Origin of the sequence: Sulfitobacter sp. AS92 (assembly GCF_038900015.1) — a bacterium.
In the GTDB taxonomy this organism is placed as follows: Bacteria; Pseudomonadota; Alphaproteobacteria; order Rhodobacterales; family Rhodobacteraceae; genus Sulfitobacter.
The window spans coordinates 445,674-468,054 of record NZ_JBBMQL010000002.1 but is presented as its reverse complement, the minus strand read 5'-3'; the positions used below and the strand labels follow the sequence as shown (position 1 = coordinate 468,054).

Annotated in this window: 19 protein-coding genes; 13 read left to right on the top strand and 6 right to left on the bottom strand. The window is 61.3% G+C overall.

The window, feature by feature from the left end; translation table 11 throughout:
* Positions 1-36: 36 nt before the first annotated feature.
* A complete protein-coding gene (locus WNY61_RS05405; RefSeq protein WP_342850428.1) occupies positions 37-1,926 on the bottom strand; it encodes a serine protease in 1,890 nt (629 codons plus the stop codon).
* A gap of 155 nt (positions 1,927-2,081) precedes the next feature.
* Here WNY61_RS05405 and WNY61_RS05400 point away from each other — a divergent pair, with 155 nt between their 5' ends.
* From WNY61_RS05400 to glmM, 9 genes are all read left to right on the top strand, one after another.
* On the top strand, positions 2,082-3,029 hold the full coding sequence (locus tag WNY61_RS05400) for a glycine--tRNA ligase subunit alpha (RefSeq protein WP_342850427.1): 948 nt from the start codon (positions 2,082-2,084) through the stop codon (positions 3,027-3,029).
* A complete protein-coding gene (locus tag WNY61_RS05395; RefSeq protein ID WP_007119385.1) occupies positions 3,026-3,541 on the top strand; it encodes a DUF6446 family protein in 516 nt (171 codons plus the stop codon). Before WNY61_RS05400 ends, WNY61_RS05395 begins: the two co-directional genes overlap by 4 nt.
* Positions 3,542-3,624: 83 nt before the next feature.
* Positions 3,625-4,440 carry a DUF1206 domain-containing protein gene (locus WNY61_RS05390; protein WP_342850426.1) on the top strand — a complete coding sequence of 272 codons (816 nt, stop codon included), beginning with the start codon at positions 3,625-3,627 and terminating at the stop codon, positions 4,438-4,440.
* A gap of 92 nt (positions 4,441-4,532) precedes the next feature.
* Positions 4,533-6,746 (top strand): glycine--tRNA ligase subunit beta, encoded by a 2,214-nt coding sequence (glyS, locus tag WNY61_RS05385; RefSeq protein WP_342850425.1) that lies wholly within the window; start codon positions 4,533-4,535, stop codon positions 6,744-6,746.
* Positions 6,747-6,790: 44 nt separating this feature from the next.
* Positions 6,791-9,358: a putative PEP-binding protein gene (locus WNY61_RS05380; RefSeq protein WP_342850424.1), complete on the top strand. Its 2,568-nt coding sequence runs from the start codon at positions 6,791-6,793 to the stop codon at positions 9,356-9,358.
* A 126-nt stretch (positions 9,359-9,484) separates the two neighbouring features.
* A complete protein-coding gene (locus tag WNY61_RS05375; protein ID WP_342850423.1) occupies positions 9,485-10,129 on the top strand; it encodes a cell wall hydrolase in 645 nt (214 codons plus the stop codon).
* A gap of 113 nt (positions 10,130-10,242) precedes the next feature.
* Positions 10,243-11,169 (top strand): dihydroneopterin aldolase, encoded by a 927-nt coding sequence (locus WNY61_RS05370; RefSeq protein WP_342850422.1) that lies wholly within the window; start codon positions 10,243-10,245, stop codon positions 11,167-11,169.
* A complete protein-coding gene (gene folP / locus WNY61_RS05365) occupies positions 11,169-12,182 on the top strand; it encodes a dihydropteroate synthase (RefSeq protein WP_342850421.1) in 1,014 nt (337 codons plus the stop codon). Before WNY61_RS05370 ends, folP begins: the two co-directional genes overlap by 1 nt.
* The gene (gene glmM, locus WNY61_RS05360) at positions 12,179-13,525 is read left to right on the top strand and encodes a phosphoglucosamine mutase (protein WP_342850420.1); all 1,347 of its coding nucleotides are present in this window, start codon (positions 12,179-12,181) and stop codon (positions 13,523-13,525) included. The genes folP and glmM overlap by 4 nt, the downstream gene beginning before the upstream one ends.
* On the opposite strand, the gene WNY61_RS05355 is transcribed toward glmM, so the two are convergent.
* Both WNY61_RS05355 and ilvC read right to left on the bottom strand, forming a co-directional pair.
* Positions 13,522-14,448 carry a DMT family transporter gene (locus WNY61_RS05355; protein ID WP_342850419.1) on the bottom strand — a complete coding sequence of 309 codons (927 nt, stop codon included), beginning with the start codon at positions 14,446-14,448 and terminating at the stop codon, positions 13,522-13,524. The genes glmM and WNY61_RS05355 overlap by 4 nt on opposite strands.
* Before the next feature lie 77 nt (positions 14,449-14,525).
* On the bottom strand, positions 14,526-15,548 hold the full coding sequence (ilvC, locus tag WNY61_RS05350) for a ketol-acid reductoisomerase (RefSeq protein ID WP_007119394.1): 1,023 nt from the start codon (positions 15,546-15,548) through the stop codon (positions 14,526-14,528).
* A 134-nt stretch (positions 15,549-15,682) separates the two neighbouring features.
* Here ilvC and WNY61_RS05345 point away from each other — a divergent pair, with 134 nt between their 5' ends.
* The 3 genes from WNY61_RS05345 to WNY61_RS05335 all read left to right on the top strand — a co-directional run bounded on the left by WNY61_RS05345 (position 15,683) and on the right by WNY61_RS05335 (position 17,777).
* On the top strand, positions 15,683-16,138 hold the full coding sequence (locus tag WNY61_RS05345; RefSeq protein ID WP_342850417.1) for an Lrp/AsnC family transcriptional regulator: 456 nt from the start codon (positions 15,683-15,685) through the stop codon (positions 16,136-16,138).
* Positions 16,135-16,590, top strand: coding sequence for an Lrp/AsnC family transcriptional regulator (locus WNY61_RS05340; RefSeq protein ID WP_342850416.1), 456 nt, complete (start codon positions 16,135-16,137; stop codon positions 16,588-16,590). Before WNY61_RS05345 ends, WNY61_RS05340 begins: the two co-directional genes overlap by 4 nt.
* A 62-nt stretch (positions 16,591-16,652) precedes the next feature.
* On the top strand, positions 16,653-17,777 hold the full coding sequence (locus WNY61_RS05335) for an aminotransferase class V-fold PLP-dependent enzyme (RefSeq protein WP_342850415.1): 1,125 nt from the start codon (positions 16,653-16,655) through the stop codon (positions 17,775-17,777).
* An 18-nt stretch (positions 17,778-17,795) separates the two neighbouring features.
* Here the strand turns inward: WNY61_RS05335 and WNY61_RS05330 are convergent, their stop codons facing one another.
* Positions 17,796-18,995: a UbiH/UbiF family hydroxylase gene (locus tag WNY61_RS05330; RefSeq protein ID WP_342850414.1), complete on the bottom strand. Its 1,200-nt coding sequence runs from the start codon at positions 18,993-18,995 to the stop codon at positions 17,796-17,798.
* Positions 18,995-19,642 carry a pyrimidine 5'-nucleotidase gene (locus WNY61_RS05325; protein ID WP_342850578.1) on the bottom strand — a complete coding sequence of 216 codons (648 nt, stop codon included), beginning with the start codon at positions 19,640-19,642 and terminating at the stop codon, positions 18,995-18,997. Before WNY61_RS05325 ends, WNY61_RS05330 begins: the two co-directional genes overlap by 1 nt.
* Positions 19,643-19,742: 100 nt before the next feature.
* On the opposite strand from WNY61_RS05325, the gene WNY61_RS05320 reads away from it, so the two are divergent.
* Complete coding sequence (locus WNY61_RS05320) at positions 19,743-20,396, top strand: GntR family transcriptional regulator (protein WP_342850413.1); 654 nt, start codon at positions 19,743-19,745, stop codon at positions 20,394-20,396.
* Here the strand turns inward: WNY61_RS05320 and WNY61_RS05315 are convergent.
* A complete protein-coding gene (locus WNY61_RS05315) occupies positions 20,393-22,291 on the bottom strand; it encodes a glycosyltransferase (RefSeq protein ID WP_342850412.1) in 1,899 nt (632 codons plus the stop codon). The genes WNY61_RS05320 and WNY61_RS05315 overlap by 4 nt on opposite strands.
* Positions 22,292-22,381 lie beyond the last annotated feature (90 nt).

Here is a 22,381-nt window from a genome sequence, read left to right as displayed (position 1 = left end):
AATCGATCAAAGGGGCGAAGGCCGCCCCGCGCTTCGTTATTCCCAGCAGCTGACCAACACTGTCATGCCCTGCGCCCGAAGCGTCAGGTCGCGCGGTGCGATGGGGCCGGTGGTGCCCTGAGCCATATTGCTGCCCAGCCCTGCCTCCTGCGCGGCCTTAAGGATGACACTTCCGTCGAGGGCAAAGCTCACGTCTTCGGGCAGTTTGCGGTCCCCTTCCGCGCGGGGTAGCAACATGCCAACGACATGGCCATTCTCGTCAAAAACCGGCCCACCGGCATCGCCGGGCTGTGTTTTGACCGCCAGCCGCTTAAGGTTCTCATCACCGTTCAGCCCTTTCAGGTCTGAAAGGGCGCCGAAGGTCAGTGTTGCAGCACTCAGCACACCCTCATAGGAATACCCCGCGACCGAAACTTCCGATTGCAGGCGCGGCGCGCGGTTGCTGAACTCGGCCACGGCCAGTGGGGCCAGACGGCTTGCGGGTTTCAACAGTGCAAGGCCGCGCGCGTCGTCCGTGGCGACAACCGTGGCATCGGTATCGGCGTCCAGCGTCACGCGAGAGCAGGAGGCAACCACTTCGCTTGTCGTCACGACCGATCCATTGTCGTCGATGAAAAAGCCGCTGCGGGCAATTTTAGGCTGGCGGATTTGCAGGCCAGCGACCAGATCAATCGCCTGCGTATCGCTGGTACCCGCGGCGGCATCCAGCACGCCTGGTAGACGGGTCAGGCTTTTGGACATTTCGGCCAATACGCGGCGGCGGCGGTCTTCGTCTCCGGCGGGCCAAATCAGGGTGAAGCCTTTGATCTGACCGTCTTCCAGCGACACCTGCGTCTGGCTGATGATGCTGCCGTTCTCGCCGATCAACTCGAACGAGTCGCGCTCGCGCTCACGGGGCCCCTCAAGCGGCACGATCTCAAGCGTTTGCATGATGTCATAAAGACCATAGAGCGTATCCCGGTTGCCGGGTTGGCTGATCAACAGCACCCGTGCGCCGACGTTGCCGCTGGCGTCATAATGCGCAAAGGGCGGCTCATAGCGGGCAAACTCAACCTCGGCTGTGGGCATCATGATCTCAATGCCAGCTTTGTCGTCGCGCACCATTTGCAGGCCCAAACCGTCCAACACGGCGTTATACTGTGCGATCAGCGCCGCGCGCTGGCGGGTGGTCAGCACGCCGGTCTGGTCATAGCTGTTCGCGGCCTGCCATGCCCCCATGGAGGCGCGGGTGCCACGGCCAAAGGCACCGTCAATTGCCGCGTCGTAAAAGCCAGCCCATTGCAGGGCGATCTGGAGGCCTTTGCGCTCTTCACTCGAGAGGGATTGCTCGGAGCGGCGCGCCTCTGCCGGGGTCTCATCCGGTTTTGGTGGTTCAGGAGCGGCGACGGTTTCGATCTCGGCCTCATTCTCAGCTTCGGTCTCAGCGACAGGCGTTTCGCCTTCGGCCTGCGCGTCAGCTGGGGCAGTCGGATCAAGCGGGGTTGTCGTGACCTCAGGCGTGGTGGTCCCTGTGCTGGTTTCCGCTTCACCTTCGGGGGTCACGCCTGCAGGCGCGTCGATCTGGCCAGTGTCGAGTACATTGGCACCAACCGGCCAGAACTGCTGGCGAAAGCGGCTTGATTGCTGAATGAAGCTATCCCGGGGTACCAGACCATCACGCACATAGCTGCGCAGCACCAGTTCGGCATCCGCGCGGCTGTAGGGCCCCACGGCGATACCGTACCACCCGCCGCCCAAAGAAAAGCCGTTCACATCATCCAGAAGGGTTTCATAGGCGCGCGCGCGGTCTGTGGCCTCTGCCAAAGACGGTTGCGCCTCGATCTGTACCCAAACGACATCCTCTGCCGATTGCGCCCGTGCAAGCCCGGCCCAAAACAGGCTCAGGGTCAAAAACATCGCCACGGGGGCAAAAAGAAATCGCTTCATCGTCACTCAACTCTCGCAAAACCAAATCCGAGCCAGATTACGCTGGAAAGCAGCTTAAATGCCATGGGAAAGGGGCTGAATTTCTCACAAAGCTGCGATTGACCCTCATGGATTGCAGACGTAGGAAAGGCGCGCATCATTAAGGGGCAATCACCATGTCTGACGCGGCGCAGAAACCACGCTCTTTTCAAGAGATCATCCTTGCCTTGCAGGGCTACTGGGCGCGCCATGGCTGTGCGATCCTGCAGCCCTATGACATGGAAGTGGGCGCGGGCACCTTTCACCCGGCCACCACGCTGCGCAGCCTCGGCAGCCAACCGTGGGCTGCGGCCTATGTGCAGCCCTCGCGCCGCCCTACTGATGGGCGCTATGGTGAGAACCCCAACCGCTTGCAGCATTACTATCAGTATCAAGTGCTCATCAAACCCAGCCCGCCCAATCTGCAAGAGCTGTACCTGGGCTCGCTTGAGGCCATCGGCATCGACATGGCGCTGCATGACATCCGCTTTGTCGAGGACGACTGGGAAAGCCCGACGCTGGGCGCGTGGGGTCTGGGCTGGGAGGTCTGGTGCGACGGTATGGAAGTCAGCCAGTTTACCTATTTCCAGCAGGTCGGCGGCCATGACTGTCATCCTGTCTCGGGCGAGCTTACCTATGGGTTGGAGCGTTTGGCGATGTACGTGCTGGGCGTGGATCACGTGATGGACATGCCCTTCAACAGCCCCGACGCGCCGATCCCGTTGACCTATGGCGATATCTTCAAACAGACCGAAGAAGAATTCGCGCGCTGGAACTTTGACACCGCCAATACCGAGGTGCTGCTGGACCAGTTCAACGAGGCAGAGGCGCATTGCCAGTTCATTCTGGAGCAACCCGCCGAAGACCCCAAGACCGGCAAGCGCATCGTCATGGCGCATCCGGCCTATGACCAATGCATCAAGGCCAGCCACATCTTCAACCTGCTCGACGCGCGTGGCGTGATCTCAGTCACCGAACGGCAGGCCTATATCGGGCGGGTGCGGGCCTTGGCCAAACAATGCGCCGATGCCTTCGTGCAGACCCGCGCAGGCGGTTGGACGCCTGAAGCGGACAACGCGGCATGAGCGGCAAGATTGTTGGTATTGTGATCCTTGTATCTGCGCTGATCGCCGGGGCTGCGCTTTATTATTTGCAGATCTATGGCTTTTACGATGATGTGCCTGACGCGCAGGTCGAACTGGTTTCGCTTACCACCCAAGAACCGGAAGAGATCGCCGCAGACAACCTGCAAGCCATTGACGCTGATAGCTCTCCCATCCGGTTTCGCGCCTGTTTTACGCATGACTTAAGCCTCGCCATGGCGACCGAGACTTATGAGATGACCGACCACACCGACCCGCGTAACGCGCCGGGTTGGTTCGATTGCTTTGATGCCGCAGCCATTGGTGCTGAGATCGAGGCGGGCACAGCGCTGACCTTCCTTGGGGCGAAGAACGTGCACTATGGTGTCGACCGGATCGTGGCGCTGACCGATGACGGGCGCGGCTATATCTGGCACGAGCTTAACGACTGCGGTGAAAAGTCTTATGACGGCACCGTAATCGGCGAGACCTGCCCGGAGCGGCCCGAGAACTAAACTAGATAAGGCGCCGCGTTGAAGATAGCGTGGAACCTTTTCCCTGCGCCGAACGCTTGTCCTCCAATAGAATGGGGGCGCACGTGTCAGACAAATCACATGAAGGACTGAAATGGGTTATGCGGGCGGGCTATGGCGCGCGGGGCGTAATCTATATGATCGTTGGCGGGCTGGCCTTTTTGGCGGCGTTCAAATCTACCCAGGCCTCGGGCACGAAAGATGCGTTGGCCGCCCTGCGCGACGAACCCTACGGCGTGCCGGCGTTGTTTGCCATTGGCCTTGGCCTGCTGGCCTATTTGGTCTGGCGCGTGGCGGCTGGGGTGAAAGACGTTGAAGACCACGGCACAGACGCCAAGGGGCTAGTCGCGCGACTGGGGCAAGTCACGACTGGGCTTATCCACGGCGGTATCGGCGTCTCGGTTCTGGCCTTGGCGATGAGCGGCAAAAACTCCGGCGGCAGTTCTGCGGAGGATTGGACGCAAAAGCTTATGGCGATGCCTGGCGGGCGCTATATCGTGGCCGCTGGCGCGCTGATCCTATTGGGCGCAGGGGTCTACTACGCCTACAAGGGGTGGAGCGGGAAATATAAGGGCCATCTGGCGCGCACACATTTCACCGAAAGCATCGACCCAGTCGTGAAAATCGGCCTTGTCATCTACGGCGGTATTTTGGGGCTGGTCGCCTTTTCACTGGGCTATGCGGCGCTGACGGCCAATCCAGAACAGGCCGGTGGTCTGGGCGAAGCTTTGCAAAGTCTGCGCGGCATGGCCTTTGGGCAGTTCCTACTGGGGGGCGCGGGTCTGGGGCTGATTGGCTTTGCGATCTATAACTTCGTCGAAGCGGGCTATCGCGTGATCCCGAAATTCTCCGATCACGATATCCGCACCTTGTTGGATTAAACGCAGGGCGGGGGGCTAGACCCTCCGCCTAGCACTCGTTATCCAAGCCTCCGATGAGACGCCGCCGTCGCGGCAAGAATTGGGGGCCGCCCGTGCCAGATCTGCTGATTGAACTTTTCTCCGAAGAAATCCCTGCGCGGATGCAGAAACGTGCGGGCGAAGACCTGCAAAAGCTGGTGACCAATGGTCTGGTTGAGGCTAATTTGACCTATGGTTCCGCCGCTGTTTTCACCACGCCGCGCCGCTTGACGCTGGCACTCGGTGATATGCTGGCCGCCAGCCCACGACAGGTCGAAGAACGCAAAGGCCCAAAAGCCGACGCGCCCGAGAAAGCCATCGAAGGGTTTTTGCGCGGTGCTGGTCTGACCCGTGATCAGCTTGAGGAACGCGATACCCCCAAAGGGAAAGTGTTCTTTGCTAAAATCGAGAAGCCGGGCCGCCCGGCGGCAGAGATCGTCGCCGAAGTGCTGGGACAGACCATCCGCAACTTCCCATGGCCCAAGTCGATGCGGTGGGGCACGGGGAGCTTGAAATGGGTCCGCCCGCTGCATTCGATCCTTTGCGTCATCAGCGATGAAGCCGGGGCCGAGGTTGTGCCGCTGACCGTCGACGGGATCACAGCCGGGAACACCACGCGCGGACACCGGTTCCTTGCGCCCGATCAGATCGAAGTCACGGGCTTTGAAGACTACCAGACCAAACTCGCCCACGCCCATGTCGTGCTCGACCCCGCCGCGCGGGCCGATACGATCTGGCATGACGCCACCAACATGGCCTTCGCCGCCGGACTTGAGGTTGTCGAAGACGCAGGGCTTTTGGCCGAGGTCGCCGGGCTGGTCGAATATCCCGTGGTGCTGATGGGCCGCATTGGCGACGATTTCCTAGGTCTGCCGCCCGAAGTGCTGCAAACCTCGATGAAAGAGCACCAAAAGTTCTTCTCCGTCCGCAATCCAAAGTCAGGCCAAATTGAACGCTTCGTCACCGTGGCCAACCGCACCACCGCCGACGATGGCGCGACGATCCTTGCGGGCAACGAGAAGGTGCTCGGCGCGCGGCTGTCGGATGCGAAATTCTTCTGGGACAATGACCTGCGCACCGTGACCTCGGGCGCGGGCATGGAGACTTGGGTGAAGGCGCTCGGAAACGTCACCTTCCACAACAAACTGGGCACACAGGCCGAATTGATCGACCGCATGGCGACCCTGTCGCATGAGCTGGCCCCGCTGGTCGGGGCTGATGCTGATGAGGCAGAGCAGGCCGCGCGGGCGGCCAAGGCTGATCTCAGTTCCGAGATGGTCTATGAGTTCCCCGAATTGCAGGGCTTGATGGGCAGCTACTACGCGCGCAAGGCCGGGCTGTCGGATGCTGTGGCGGATGCGGCGAAAGATCACTACGCGCCGCTGGGGCCGTCCGATGACGTGCCGACTGCGCCGGTGTCGATTGCTGTGGCGCTGGCTGAAAAGATCGACAAGCTGACGGGCTTCTGGGCGATTGATGAGAAGCCGACCGGGAGCAAAGACCCCTTTGCGCTACGCCGCGCGGCGTTGGGGGTTATTCGGATCTTGGTTGAGAATGACTTACATCTTTCATTGGCGGAAACTTTGCAGTCACACCGCGCCACTATCGAAGCTGATACTGCCGCAACGGTTCAAGAAGACGGTCGTGTTATCGCAACAGGACGAACAAAGGACATTCGAGGTGAGTTCGATCTAAAAGAACTCGCCGAAGCGGGTCGAACCCGAGTTACGATCCATGAGTGGCATTTTAACAGCGACCTACAGAGCGATCTCCTCTCCTTCATCCACGACCGCCTCAAAGTCTACCTGCGCGATCAAGGCATCCGCCACGACATCATCGACGCCTGCATCGCGATGGACGGCAGCGACGATCTAACCCTCTTGGTCAAACGCGCCCGCGCCCTGTCGGAAACGCTGAAAACCGACGACGGCGAGAACCTGATCCAAGGCTTCAAACGCGCCAACAACATCCTCAGCCAAGCTGAAGAGGCCGATGGCGTGGAATATTCCTTTGGCGCCGATCCGAAGTTTGCCGAGACGGAGGCCGAGAAAGACCTCTTCGCCGCGCTCGACAAGGCCGAGGCCAAGATCACCCCGGCGATGGCAGCGCAGGATTTCTTGACCGCGATGGCAGCGATGGCCGAGTTGCGCGGGCCGATTGATGCGTTTTTCGAGGCGGTTCAGGTCAATGCAGACAACCCGACCATGCGGCGCAACAGGCTCAATCTGCTGAGCCGCATTCGCACAATCTGTAGTGCTGTGGCCGATCTGACCAAGCTCGACGGGTAAGCGGGGCAGGGGCAAGATCACTTGCCCCTTTTGCCTTAACCCCTATGCTGCATCTGAACGTTGAAGGTGCCGCAGTGCAGAATGACCCGAATACCACGCTGGTGACCCCCACCGCGCCGATCGCAAATGACACCCACGGCGGGCGGGCGAAATGCCTGCAGCGCCTTGTGCGGCTTGAGCTGCCGGTGCCGTCCACCGTGGCGGTTTCCTTTAATGCGGTGCAACAAATTGCCCGCGGGCAGTTGCCCGATGTGCAGGCAGTGGTCGATCAATTCCCCAAGGGCGCGTTGCTTTGTGTGCGTCCCTCCAGCCAAGACCCCGATTGGGGCGGGCCGGGGGCGGTTCTGAACATCGGCATCAATGACGCGCTGTTTGAACATTATGCCAAGACGATCGGCGAAGGTCCGGCGGCGGCGCTTTATTCGCGCTTCGTGCAGTCCTATGCCGTCAATGTTGCCCGCCTTGACCCCGATATGTTCGACGATGTGAACGGCGATGGCCGCGCGGCGCTGATGGAGTCGTTGCGCGCCTATGAGGCCGAGACAGAAGAGCGTTTCCCTCAAGACCCAGCGACGCAATTGGCTGCCGTGCTGCGCTCTATGGCGCGGGCGTGGAATGGCACTTCGGCGCGGCTGTTGCGGCAGGCCAAAGGTGCGCCTGCGGATGCCGGTTTGGGGCTGATCGTGCAAGAGATGGCATTCGGTGTGGGGCAGGGGCAGTGCGGTTCGGGCGTTTTGCAACTGGTCGACAGTGACACTGGCCTGCCGCAGATCACCGGGCGCTATCTGAGCCAGAGCCAAGGCCGCGATGCGCTCGAAGGCGATGCGGCGGCGATGTACCTTACCCGCGATCCGCGCGGACCGTCGCTGGAAGAACTGGTGCCCGAGGCATTTGCCGAGCTGAAAGAACACGCGGCCCTGATGCGCAAACGCCTGCGCGCCGAAATGCAGGTCGAGTTTGTGATCGACCAAGGCAAGCTGCATATCCTTGATGGCGTAAAAGTGGCGCGGTCCTCCCGCGCGGCGGTGCGGATCGCGGTGGCTTTGGCGGATGAGGGGATCATCAGCCGCGAGGAAGCCTTGATGCGGGTGCAGCCGCGCACGCTGTCGGAATTGCTTCACCGTCAGGTTGATCCAAGCGCCAAACGCGATGTGATCGGACGTGGCATCGCTGCAAGCCCCGGCGCCGCCACCGGGCGGATCGTCTTTTCTGCCAGTGATGCGCAGGCCAGCGCTGCGCGCGGTGAGCCTTGTATCCTTGTACGGCGCGAAACAACGCCCGAAGACATCCGCGGCATGCACGCCGCCCGCGCGGTGCTGACCGAGCGCGGTGGCATTACCAGCCATGCGGCGGTGATTGGGCGCGGCATGGGGCTGCCTTGTGTAGTGGGCGCGACGAACATGCGCTTTATCGTGACCCAGCGGCAGATCATTGCCCCCGATGGGCGGGTCTTTGTTGAGGGCGACCAGATCACCGTGGACGGCTCTACCGGGCAGGTGCTGGCCGGCGCACCCCAGATGCAGGAGGCCGCACTTGATGATACCTTCACCCGGCTGATGGGCTGGGCTGAGGATGTGGCCGACATTGGGATTCGCGCCAATGCCGATACGCCTGCCGATGCGCAGACCGCGCGGAACTTCAACGCCCATGGCATCGGCCTGTGTCGGACCGAGCATATGTTTTTCGAGCCTGGCCGCCTGACCGTGATGCGCGAGATGATTTTTGCCGAAAGTGGTGAGGATCGCCGCGCGGTGTTGGAACGTCTTTTGCCCATGCAGCGTGATGATTTTACTCAGCTATTCCGCATTATGCAGGGCCAACCCGTCTGCATCCGCCTGTTTGACCCGCCCCTGCATGAATTCCTGCCATCCGACAAAGCCGGGCAGCGCGAACTGGCTGAGGCGCTTGGGCTGCAGATGTCTGACGTGACGCGGCGCGTGGCGGCGATGACGGAATATAACCCGATGCTGGGCCTGCGCGGCGTGCGACTGGGGGTCACGGTGCCGGAAATCTATGAGATGCAGGCTCGCGCGATTTTTGAGGCGACCATTGAGGCCAGCCGGGATGGCGAGCCGGTGGTGCCCGAGATTATGATCCCCTTGGTCAGCGCCCGGCGCGAGGTGGAGCTGGTCAAAGCCAGCGTTGATGCCGTGGCTGCCGCCGTGCGCAGTGAGCGGGACGCCAGCTTTACCTACCGCCTTGGTGTCATGGTCGAGACCCCGCGCGCCTGTTTGCGTGCCGAAGAGATCGCACCGCATTGTGCTTTTCTCAGCTTCGGCACCAATGACCTGACGCAGATGACCTACGGATTGTCGCGTGATGATGCGGGACGGTTCATGTCGAATTACGTCCAACAGGGGGTCTATCCCGAAGATCCGTTTCATGTGCTCGACACCGATGGGGTGGGCGAATTGCTGCAATTGGGTGCCGAACGGGGCCGAAAAGCACAGCCGGGAATCACGCTCTCAATCTGTGGCGAGCATGGCGGGAACCCAGAATCGATCGCATTTTGCCGCGAATCGGGCTTCGATTACGTTTCTTGCTCGCCATTTCGCGTACCAGTTGCACGTTTAGCCGCGGCGCAGCTCGCCATCGCCCACAAGATCGGGTAGCGGCGGCGGGCAACGGCCCAACTTATACCATAATTCGGCGGGTTTCTGCACATAATGCCCAGTTGGGTTTACCGCGAGGAACCTTTTGGCTATCCGCCCCGCAGCCCTAACAATGATGCGAGGCGCATGATGCGTTTTACCCGGTCGATCTCTTTTGCACTTTCCGTCGCTCTTTGCAGCGCGCCTTTGGCCGCTGTAGCCAGTTCCGAGAGCGCCAGCGATCTTGCGCAGATCGAAATTCAAGGTCTGAAATCCGCGGGCACTGCCCGACTTCAGGAAATGGTCGCGCAGCCAGCTTCGGCCAGTGAGACCGATGTGAAATTCTCTAAGGCATGGGTTGATAGCCAGCCCAAGGCCGAAGGCAGCGCTGAGTTGCAGTGCCTTGCCGAAGCGCTTTACTTTGAAGCCCGTGGTGAGACCGTCAAAGGTCAGTTCGCCGTGGCCGAAGTGATCATGAACCGCGTAGAATCAGCCCGCTTCCCCGGCACGCTTTGCGGTGTCATCAATCAAGGGACTGGCCGAAAGTACCAGTGCCAATTTACCTACACCTGCGATGGCAACAAAGAAGTCATCAACGAGCCGCGCGCCTTTGCCCGTGTCTCGAAAGTGGCCCGCGCGATCATCGACGGCTCCGCGCCGAAGCTGACCAACGGTGCAACCCACTACCACACGACCGCCGTGAACCCCAACTGGGCGCGGGTCTATACCAAGACAGCACGGATCGGTCAGCATCTCTTCTACCGCCACACGTGGAAAACTGCGTCGAACTAAAGGGTAGGGCGCAGATTTGTTTTCGGGTGCTGGCCTGCCGACGGTGGGCCTGCTAGAGGTGCCCTGAGGCGCCCCCAAAGGGGCATGTTACCCTGATCCGATAGGCGCTGCCGATGTCCGACGAAATTCGACTTGCTTTTGCCCACCCCTCAGAGCGGGCCGCGGCGATGGCCGGCGCTGAGCTACGCGACCGCATTTCCCTGCGCGATCATATCGTTGAGGTTGAAATCGGCGCGTTTCAGGCCGAGCGGGATGTGACGCAGCGGGTCTCTTTCAACGTGGTGGTTGAGGTGGCCCCCCTGGCGGGTGTTGTGGATGACGATGTAGATCGCATCCTTTCTTATGATCGCGTGACCGAGGCAATTGCCGCCGAGCTTGCTGCCGAACGACTTAATCTGCTGGAAACACTGGCTGAACGGGTGGCGGATCGGATCTTGGTTGAGCCGCAAGCGATGCGGGTTTTTGTCCGTATTGAGAAGCTGGACCGCGGCCCCGGTGCCCTTGGGGTTGAGATCGTGCGGGCACGGGGCGGTGGTGCTGTGACGCAAGAGCCAGAAAATGAAACGCCACAGCCCCGCGTAGTGTATTTTTCTAACGCAGCCATTGGATCCCCGCATCTGGGCGGTTGGTTGGACCAGTTGGAAAGCGCTGCACAGCCGGTGATCCTTTGTGTCGGTCCGGCAGACACTGCCGCACCGCAGGCTGGACAAGAAAAGGCGCAGCGCCATATTGATCTCTTGGCGATTGAGCAGAATGCCTGGAAACTTGCCGCCTGCGATCCACGCGGCGTCGTTGTCGGCAGCCGAACAGAGTTAGACTGGGCCATGAAAAACGGTCAGTTGAGCATCTGGGCCCCATCGCGCATCGTGCTTGACGCGGTCGATGGCCCCACCGCCGCCCCAAACGCGGCATCTGCTTTGGCGGCATGGTTCGCGGAAAGCTGTGCTGCGACCGAGCTTTTGGTGATTGGTGCCGAACTGCCTGAGGGTGCGGGCGTACCGATGCGGGCACAGTCGGCTGATATGGCGAAAATCCTCTGATGTCTGATTACCACCGCCCGCTTGTTCAAATTGGTCCCGCGCGGCCTGATGGGGCCGTGACCCTTGCGGGCGGCTGGGGCTGGTTTACCCATGTTGAAGTGCTGAGCCGCGCAAGTGCGCCGCGTGTGATCCCAGCGGCTAAGTTGCCCCAAGTGGCGTTGGAGACGCTGACCGCACCGCGCGCGCCGGTTGCCGGACTGTCTTTCGACCGCCCCCGTGTCATGGGCATCCTTAACGCCACGCCAGACAGTTTCTCCGATGGGGGGCGTCATTCTGATCCGCAGGTGGCGGTAGCGGCGGGCGTGGCGATGCGGTCTGCCGGGGTCGACATGCTTGATGTGGGCGGCGAATCGACCCGTCCGGGGGCAGAGACGGTGCCAGCGGCTGTCGAGATCGCTCGCATCGTGCCGGTGATCGAAGGGCTGCGTGCCTCAGGCGCAGGGGCGATCAGCATTGACACGCGCAAGGCTGCCGTGGCCGACGCAGCCGTGGCGGCGGGGGCGGATCTGGTTAATGACGTGGCCGCGCTGACTTTCGATCCTGCCCTTGCGCCCTTTTGCGCTGCCCGTGGCCTACCTATCTGCGTGATGCATGCCCAAGGTGATCCGGCGACGATGCAGCGCGACCCGCGCTATGATGACGTGCTGCTGGACGTCTATGACTATCTGGCCGAGCGGATTACCGCGCTAGAGGCGGTTGGGATTGAACGCAGCAACATCATCGCTGATCCCGGTATCGGGTTTGGCAAAACGTTAGAGCACAATCTCGCGCTGCTTGCCCGTTTGAGCCTGTTTCACAGCCTTGGCGTGCCGGTCTTGCTGGGTGCGTCGCGGAAACGCTTTATCGGAACGATCGGTGGCGGCGATGCGGGGAAAGACCGCGCGCCGGGGTCCATCGCGGTGGCGCTGGCGGCGTTGAACCACGGCATTCAATCCTTACGCGTTCATGATGTGGCGCAAACCGTTCAAGCGATTGCACTTTACCGTGCAGCCATGGCAGGAAAACAGATATGACAAAGCTTTTTGGTACAGATGGCGTGCGCGGCACGGCCAATATTCATCCCATGACTGCCGAAATGGCGCTGCGTGTCGGCGCGGCTGTTGGGCGCTATTTCCGGCGCGAGAAAGACAGTGTGCACCGTGTGGTGATTGGCAAGGACACCCGCCTGTCGGGTTATATGTTTGAGAACGCATTGACGGCGGGGCTGACCAGCACGGGGATGAATGTCCTGCTGCTTGGCCCGGTGCCGACCCCGGCGGTCGGGCTTCTGACACGCTCCATGCGGGCGGATTTGGGGGTGATGATTTCCGCCAGTCACAACCCGGCCAGTGACAACGGCATCAAATTTTTTGGCCCGGACGGGTTCAAGCTGTCTGATCAGGTCGAACACGAGATCGAGGCCTTGGTCGCCGAAGGGGTGGAGCCTACGGCCCCTGACCAGATTGGTCGCGCAAAGCGGATCGACGACAGCCGCTATCGCTATATCGAGCGGGTCAAATCCTCTTTCCCGCGTCAGATGCGTCTGGATGGGCTGAAGGTGGTGATCGACTGCGCGCATGGCGCGGCCTATCACGTGGCGCCTATGGCCCTTTGGGAATTGGGCGCGACGGTGATCCCCGTGGGCGTGGCCCCCAATGGCTTCAATATCAACGATGGCTGTGGGTCTACCCAGCCACAATCGGCAGCCGAGGCCGTGGTCGCGAATGGCGCAGACATCGGCATTTGCCTTGATGGTGATGCGGATCGGGTGATCTTGATCGACCAGAATGGCCGTATTGGCGACGGGGATCAATTTATGGCGCTGATGGCGGCGCGTTGGGCTGCGGATGACCGGCTCGCGAACAAGGCGCTGGTGGCCACGGTGATGAGCAATCTTGGGCTAGAGCGTTTCCTGAACGATCGCGGGGTTCAGCTGGAGCGGACCGCCGTTGGGGACCGCTATGTGGTGGAGCGGATGCGCGCGGGGGGCTTTAACCTCGGCGGGGAACAATCGGGGCATATCGTCATGACCGATCACGCCACCACGGGCGATGGCCTCATGGCCGGGATGCAGTTCTTGGCCGAGATGGTGCGTTCGGGCAAGCCTGCTTCGGAACTGCTGTATCAATTCGATCCGGTGCCGCAACTGCTGAAGAACGTGCGCTTTTCCAGCGGGCAGACCCCACTGGAAGACGCACAGGTGCAGGCCGCCATCGCACAAGCCGAAGCCGATCTCGCTCAAGGTGGGCGGCTGTTAATCCGCAAGTCTGGCACCGAGCCGCTTGTGCGGGTGATGGCAGAGCATGAAGATGCGGCGCTGATGGAGCGTGCGGTGGACAGTGTGGTTGACGCAGTGAACGCGGCAGTGGGCAGCTAGGCCCGTCCGCGCTGGAACAACCGTTTCAGCGCGCCATATTGGCTAAGGCCGACCCCGGCGAGGATCAGCGCCATCGCATAAAGCAGCGACATCGGCAGTGGCTCGGACAGGATCAGCGCGCCGAGTAGAACGGACCAGACCGGCACTTGGTAATTGACCAGTGACATAAAGACCGGCCCGGCAGTGCGCACTACATAGGTCCGCAGAAAGGCCGCGCCTGCTGTGGGCACGAGCCCAAGCAGCAACAGCACGCCCATTGTCTCTGACGAAGGCAGTGGCGGGGCCCCTTCGGTAAGCAGCGCCAAGGGTAACATGACCGCAGCGCCCACCAGCATCAGCGTAGCCGCCAGCCCCATCGGGTCCACCGGCGGCAGACGGCGCATCAGGATCGAGCTTACGGCATAGCAAGAGGCCGCGCCGATACAAGCCAGACGTCCCGGTGTCTCCATCGCGGCACCGCTGCTTTCGAAGGCTTGCCCGCCAACCAGCACCACAACGCCCAAGAACCCAATGACAAAGCCGCCGAGCTTGCGTGGGGTGAGCCGTTCGCCCGGCAGCAGGAAATGCGCCATCGGCAGCACGATCAGCGCCACCGAAGCCATGGAAACCCCGGCGAAGCCTGAGGTCACGTATTGCTGCCCCCATGCAAGCAACGAAAAAGGCAGGGCTGAGCTAAGAATGCCAATAATCCCTACGATCGCGATTTGGCCAGGTTCCGGACGCTGCTTGAAAAGGGTGAAGCCCCGGAAGGCCCAGATTGCGGCCATGATCACACCTGCCAAACCGATCCGCGTCGCAGCCAGCCAGAAGGGAGTGATGCCAGTGAGGGCAATCTCGATCAGCAAGAAAGTACCGCCCCAGACTAAGCCCAGCAAAATGATCAACAGCCAGCTGGTCAAGGTGATCTGAGGGGTGTCGGTCATTCAAGGCTCCGGGGGCAAGCGCAAAGACCCCGGCGCAGGGCCGGGGTCAGTGTCAGTTGTGATAGAGGGTAGATGGCTCAGTTCTTAGCCTTGTCCACCATCTTGCCCGCGGAAATCCACGGCATCATCTCACGCAGCTTTGCGCCGACCTGCTCGATGCGGTGTTCGTCGTTGATGCGACGTGTGGCTTTGAACGAGGGCTGGCCAACAGCGTTTTCCTGCATGAAGTCACGCACGAACTTGCCGTTCTGGATGTCCGTCAGCACGTCTTTCATGCGCTTCTTGGTCTCGTCGTAGGGCAGGATGCGCGGGCCAGAGACATATTCGCCGTATTCCGCTGTGTTCGAGATCGAGTAGTTCATGTTGGCGATGCCGCCTTCATAGATCAGGTCGACGATCAGCTTCACTTCGTGCAGACATTCGAAATAAGCCATCTCAGGCGCATAGCCCGCTTCGACCAATGTCTCGAAACCCATGCGGATCAGTTCAACCAAGCCACCGCAAAGCACGGCCTGTTCACCGAAGAGGTCGGTTTCGCATTCTTCGCGGAAGTTGGTCTCGATGATGCCGGAGCGGCCGCCACCGATGGCGGAGCAATAGGACAGGCCGATCTCCAGCGCTTTGCCGGAAGCGTCGCGATCCACCGCCACGAGGCAGGGCACGCCGCCGCCTTTGGTATATTCGCCGCGTACGGTGTGGCCGGGGCCTTTGGGGGCCATCATGATCACGTCGATGCCTTCTTTCGGCTCGATCAGGCCGAAGTGGACGTTCAGACCGTGGGCGAAAGCGATGGCGGCACCTTCGCGAATGTTGTCATGTACGTATTTCTTGTAGGTTTCGGCCTGAAGCTCATCGGGCATGGTGAACATGATCAGGTCGGCCCAAGCAGCCGCTTCGGCGATGCCCATGACCTTAAGGCCTTCGCCTTCAGCCTTGGCGGCGGAAGCGGAGCCTTCGCGCAGGGCGACGACGAGGTTTTTGGCGCCCGAATCGCGCAGGTTCAGCGCGTGGGCGTGGCCCTGGGAGCCGTAGCCGAGGATCGCTACTTTTTTGTCTTTGATGAGGTTCACGTCGCAATCGCGGTCGTAGTAAACGCGCATGATCTTGTCCTTTGGTTAATCTCTATCTGGGGTTCACCATAGCGATGTAGCGTCTAGGAGCCATTGCCATCGCAGAGGTATTTGTGAAAGAATGAAGATAGTTATTCGTCGTCTTACTGAAAAACGGAAAATTCATGCTTGATGATTTGGATCGACGTATTCTGCGCTATTGGCAGGCTGAGCCGAGCCTCAGCCCCGGCGAGTTGGCGGAGCGGTGCAATATCACCTCTGGCAAGGCCGCGCGGCGGATTGCGCGTTTGCAAGATCAGGGGATCGTGCAGGGCAGCGGCGTGGTGATTGATTGGGCGGCGCTTGGATATGCGTTGGAGGTGTCCTTGCGGGTGACACTGGACAAGACGCAGCCCAATGCCTTCGACATCTTTATGGCAGAGGCGCGGCAGGTGCCTGAGGTGATCGAGCTTCAGACGTTTTTGGGTCGGGTCGATCTGCGGCTGTCGATCATCGCGCGGGACATGGCACATTATCAGCAGATCTATCGCAGCCGTATCCTCACCCTGCCGCATATCGCCGAGATTGAGGCGCTGATGCACGTGGCGCGGATTAAGACGCAAGAGGGGCTTCCGTTGTGATTGAGCTTGATGAGATTGACCGCGCCTTGCTGCGCGCATTGGCACGGGATGCGACGCAAAGTGCGAGCGCCTTGGGGCGGCGGTTTGGTCTGTCGCAGCCTGCAACGTGGCGGCGCATCAGGCGGTTGGAGGAGGGCGGCGCGATTTCGGGGAGACGGTTGCGGCTGAATGCCGAGGCTTTGGGCTTTGGCGTAACTGTTTTTCTGGGCATCAAACTGGCCACGCGGGGCCGGGTGAGTTTGGAGGCTTTCGAGCGGGCGGTGAGTGCTATTCCCGAGGTGCAGACTGTTGAGCACGTCTTGGGGCTTTTCGACTACCGGCTGCGGGTCGTGGCGCGGGATTTGCCCGATTTCGAACGTGTGCTGAGGCGGCGGATCATGACCCTGCCCGGCGCGGGAGAGGTGGAGGCCAATGTGCTCTTGAGCGAAGAACGTTTGCCGGGGCCGCTTTAGCCGTCAATTGCCTTTTGCGGCGGCGGGCCATATGCCTTTGATCGAAAGATGGAGGAAGAACGATGGCATTGCTCGACACGGTAGACCCCACGGGGCTCGATGAATTCAGCGTGGTTTTCACCGACCGTTCGCTCAACCACATGTCAGCAGAGTTTCAGCAGGTCATGCGCGACCTCTCGGACTGGCTGGGCGAAGTGTACAACGCCGATGCCGTGGCGCTGGTGCCCGGCGGCGGCACCTATGCGATGGAGGCCGTGGCCCGGCAGTTCGCGCGGGGCCAAGACGTGCTGGTGGTGCGCAACGGGTGGTTTTCCTACCGTTGGAGCCAGATCATCGAGAGCGCCGATCTGACCAACAGCGCCGAGGTGATGAAGGCACGGATGCAGGGCAACGCCAGCCCCGCGCCCTTTGCGCCCGCACCGATCAACGAGGTCACCGCCGCGATCCGCGAAGGCAAGCCGCAGGTGGTGTTCGCACCGCATGTGGAGACGAGCTCAGGCATGATCCTGCCCGATGACTACATCAAAGAAATGGCCGCAGCGGCGCATGAGGTGGGCGCGTTGATGGTGCTTGATTGCATCGCGTCGGGCTGTGTCTGGGTTGATATGAAGGCGCTTGGCGTCGATGTGCTGATCTCAGCGCCGCAAAAGGGGTGGAGTGCTTCGCCTTCGGCCGGGTTGGTGATGATGTCAGCTCGGGCCGAGGCGCGGCTTAGTGAGACCACATCGGATAGTTTCGCCATCGACCTGCGCAAGTGGCGTGACATGATGAAAGCCTATGAAGCGGGCGGCCATGCCTATCACGCGACCATGCCGACGGATGCGCTGCGTGCTTTCCGCGATACGGTGAAAGAGACCCGCGATTATGGGTTTAACCGGTTGAAAGAGGCGCAGTGGCGTTTGGGCGAAGCGGTGCGTCAGGCGCTGGCCGCGCGCGGGGTGACTTCGGTTGCTGCCGACGGGTTCGCCGCGCCGGGTGTGGTGGTCGGCTATACCACTGATCCCGATGTCCAAAACGGCAAGGCCTTTGCCGCCAAGGGCATGCAGATCGCTGCCGGGGTACCTTTGCAGGTTGGCGAGCCGGATGATTTCCGCACCTTCCGTCTGGGGCTGTTCGGTCTGGATAAGCTCTATGATGTGGACGCGACCGTGGCGCGGCTGACGGCGGTGCTCGACGAAGTTTTGTAAGATCAACTGCGCCGCGGGTTAGCGGCGCAGACCCAGCCCCATTTGCATCAGCATCTTGCGCACTTGGGGCAGGGCGTAGAGCGCATTCAGCCCCGCCGCACGCGCGTCGCGGGCCAGTGGGCTGCTGGCTTGGCTTGCCCGGTTCAGCAGATCGATCCCCCGCACTCTGAGCGTGATGTCAGCATGGCGGGCCTTGTGGTAGGCCTCCAGCATTTTCGCATCCCCCAGCGTTTCCGGCGCGGCGCGGGCAAGGTCCAGCAGGGTCGCTAGATCAGTGAGAGACATGTTCAACCCCTGCGCGCCGATGGGGGGCAGCACATGCGCAGCCTCAGCCACCAGCGCCAACCGCTCGCCAGAGAGGCGTTTGGCTTCTTGGCTGATGATCGGCCAGAGCGCGCGGGGGCTGGCGAGGGTGAGCGGTCCGAAGAGATTGGCCGAGCGTGCCGTCGCCTCCGCCTCAAAGGCGGCCGGGTCAAGCGTTGCACGGGCCTGGGTCGCGGGGCCGTTGTCCATCCAGACCACGGCGGAACAAGGCATGCCGTCGCGGTCGGGCAGGGGGACAAGTGTGAAGGGGCCGCCGGAGCGGTGCACTTCGGTTGAGACATTCTCATGCGGGATCGGGTGGGTGACGCAGAAGGCCAGCGCTTTTTGCCCGTAGCGGCGGGTGGTAACTTCGATCCCGGCGGCCTCGCGCATCGGGCTGTCGCGCCCATCGGCGGCGATCACCAGTCGCGTTCTGATCCGGCTGCCGTCGCTCAGGCCCACGCGGGCCTCGCTTTGCCGGGTAAAGAGCGTGGTGGTGCCGGTGCCGGGGCGAAAATCGACGTTGGGAAGCTCATTGAGGCGGGTGAGAATCTCACGACGCAGCAACCAATTTGGGAAGTTCCAGCCGAAGGGGGCATCGGAAATATCGGCGGCATCGAACTCGCGGGTGACGCGGGGGCTCGGGTCCTCGCCACCCGCATCCACGATCCGCATGATCTGCAAGGGAGCGGCATGCGGGGCGAGGCGGTCCCACAGGCCGGCGTCTTCCAGCAGCAAGCGGGCCGGTTGCAGCAGGGCGGTGGAGCGCATATCGGCCCCTTGGGCGGCGCCATCTGTGACGGGCGGCGTTGGGTCGACGCAGATCACATCAAAGCCTGCCGCGCCGAAGGCCGCCGCGGCGGTAAGCCCGGCGATGCCGCCGCCGGAAATCAGGATATCGCAATCGAAAGTCATCAGCCCGCCACCCGTGTCAGGAAATCGCAAAGGTCTTGCGTATGGTAGTGGATGTGATCGCCTTCGCCACGTTCGGGGGCCACATGCACCGTGCGCATCCCCAACGCGTGGGGGGCGGCAAGGTTGCGCGGATCATCCTCAAACATAGCGGCTGCGGCGGTTTGAAACCCGTCGATGGCAAAGACTTTGTCAAAGGCCGCGCGTTCGGGTTTGGGCAGGAAATCGGCGTGTTCGACGCCGTAGACCGCGTCGAAAAGCCCCGTGAGCCCGCGCGCCTCCAGCACCCGCTCGGCGTAAGGAGCGCAGCCGTTGGTGTAGACGATGCGCCGCCCCGGCAGAACGCGGATCGCTTGGGCCAGCAGCGGATCAGGGGTCAGCCGGTCCATCGGGATGTCATGCACATCGGTAAGATAGGGGCCGGGATCGACGCCATGTTCGCGCATCAGGCCCGCGAGCGTGGTGCCATAGGTCTGCCAATAGTGCTGGCGCAGGTGGTTGGCCTCGGCCCGGTCGACCTTGATGGCATTCATCACCCAATCGACCATGCGCGCTTCGATCAGATCGAAAAGCCGCGCTTCAGGCGGGTAGAGCGTCTGATCAAGGTCGAAAACCCAGGTGGTGACATGAGAGAAAGCATCGCGCGGCATGGCGCAGAGGTAGGCCGAGACGGGCAGCCGCGCAAGCCCTCCCGGGTTGCGCATATGGTCGCGGTGGGTAAGGTGGCGCAACTTTCAAGGACTGATATGCATGCCCGACGCCAAAACTGGCCCGACCGACGCCTATTCGATGATACTTGAGGCCATCGACATCGGCACCTATCGCCCCGGCGACCGGTTGGTCGAGAGCGAGCTGGCCGAGCGCTTCGGCGTCTCGCGCACACCGATCCGTGAGGCCTTACAACGACTTGAGACGCAATCTTTGTTGGTGCGCGATGGGCGCAGCCTGATCGTTGCCTCGCTGGATCACAACCAGATGGCCGAGCTTTACGTGGTCCGGGGTGAGTTGGAGGGGCTGGCCGCGCGTTTGGCCGCGCGCCATGCCACTACCGAAGAAGTACGCGTGCTGCGCGAGATGGTGGATGCCGACAATGCCTTGGCGGGCAATCCAAATGCGCTGGCGCGGGCCAATAAGCGGTTTCATAAGCAGATCCATCTGGCCTCACATAATCGCTATTTAGTTCAGCAGCTTGACCTTGTGCATCGCTCGATGGCGCTGATGGCGACATCTTCGCTGGCGGTGGAGGGGCGCGGCGAGATTGCTCAGGCGGAACATGACCGGATCGTGCAAATGATCGAAGCGCGTGACGAGGACGGTGCCGACGAGGCGCTGCGCACCCATATCTCTGTCGCGTTTATGACCCGGCTGAAGCAGGAAGCGGCCCGGCGCGAGGAAGAGTTTTAGGCGGCGTTCTCGCGCGCATCGTTGTGAGGCAGGGTTTGTCCATGGGCGGTTTTGTCCCAGAAATGTGGCCTGCGGTAGAGCTCATACAGCGCTTTAGCGGCAGCGATGGCCCCTATCGAAAAATAAAGCGGCAGCGTGATTACCCATGGCAGCAGGTGCCGATGCCCGCGTTTTGACACAGCAAGACAAGAAGCACAGAGGTTCAACAGTTCCGACAGAATGAAGAGCGTAAAAATCGCCGTCATTAGTGGCGGCCCCAGCCAATCTGTGACGGGGTGATACAGCCCAAAGAAACTAAGCCAGAGCGACCAGAGCAACGGGGCGAGAGCGAATTGCGAAAATGTGGCAAGGAATATTGCCTGAACGCCTAGAAATCGCAACAAACCTAAGTCTTTTAGCAGCGCCCGCGGTCTGCGCATGTGGACACACCACGTGATGAGATATCCCTTAAGCCAACGTGACCGTTGTCGTACCCATAGCCACGGACGGCAGTTGGCTTCCTCGTAGGTGGTGGTGGGTAAAAGTTCGGTCACATAGCCATGGCGCGCCAGCCGTAGGCCCAGATCGGCATCTTCAGTCACGTTATGCGCATCCCACGCGCCGAGTTTCTGGAGGATATCGCGGCGAAAAAACAGAGTCGTTCCGCCCAGTGGCACGACCAGCCCCAGCCGAGCGATACCGGGAAGGATCACCCGCCACCACGTGGCATATTCGATGGCAAAGCAACGGGCCATCCAATTGCTGCGGCTGTTATAGAAATCCAGAACTCCCTGCAAACATGCGACGTTTTCAGGTGCACTCTGAAAGCGGGTGACAATTTGTTCGATCTGGTCCGGCTCGGGCGCGTCCTCAGCATCCCATACGCCGATGATGCTGCCACGGCAAAAGTCCAACGCGTAATTCAAGGCGCGGGGCTTGGTTTTTAACGCACCTGCGTCGGGCACTTCGATCACGTTGATCCAGCCGGGCAGGTGGGTGCGCGCGACCGTGCCGCGGGTGATATGATCGCTTTCTTCAAGCACCAGAACCACCTCTAACAGCGATTTTGGATAGGTCAGATGCGAAAGCCGTGCGATCAACTCCTGCGCGATCTCTTTTTCGTGCAGCAGGGGCACAAGTACGGAGACGCGGGGCAGGCGAAATCCAGTTAGGTCTTCGGGCTTTGAAGGGATTGGCGGTGAGCGCGCAAGAGCCAGTGATGCCCAAAGCGCGGCCCCCTTTAGGCCGCTGGTCATCAACAGTGTAAGGGTCGCCCAGATCAACATTAAGGACCAAACTGCCGAGGGGAAGAGAACCAGCAGTGCAACGATGGCCACCCATAGACCAAGCGTTAAAGACTGTCGCTTTTCCTGTCGCGCACCCCAGTTCCGGCAGCTTTCGGCTGCGGGCACTCGGGTCGCGGCCTGATGCGCAAGCTCTGTGGCGTAGAGACGGCCAATCTGGGTCAGCACTTGTTGCGGGTCGGCAATGACCAGTATCAAGGCTTCCCCTTTTTCACCCAAGGCCGTGCACAACTGCGCAAAATCGCCGGGTCGTCCGGTGGCCACCAAAAGCCGGTCGCCCAGTTCCAGCCAAGGAACCGCGCCGAATTGTAAGCAAAGGGCGACGGGGATTTGCCGAGACAGACGCGGGTCGGACGGGCTGCGGGTTAGATCGACAGGCTGTGCACCATATTGCCGGGCCAGAGCTTTTACGACGTCATCGGGCGACACTAGCCCTTCGGCTGCAAGAATCTCACCCAAAGGGGCGTCAATGCGGCGTTGCAGGGCCAGGCCATGGAGCAGATCATCTGGTCCAATGATCCCTGCTGCAACCAAATGCTGGCCCAACCGCATTCGGCGGGCGGGGGCGGTGGCAATGCGTGGTGCCGAAAGTTTCAGGCGAAGGTTGCTCATCCCGGGCCTCGCTAAGGTTCCGGAGTGAGACTGGCAGGCCACCGTTAATCGAGAGTTAACAGTCGCCTATGCAATCAATGCATGTAGTGA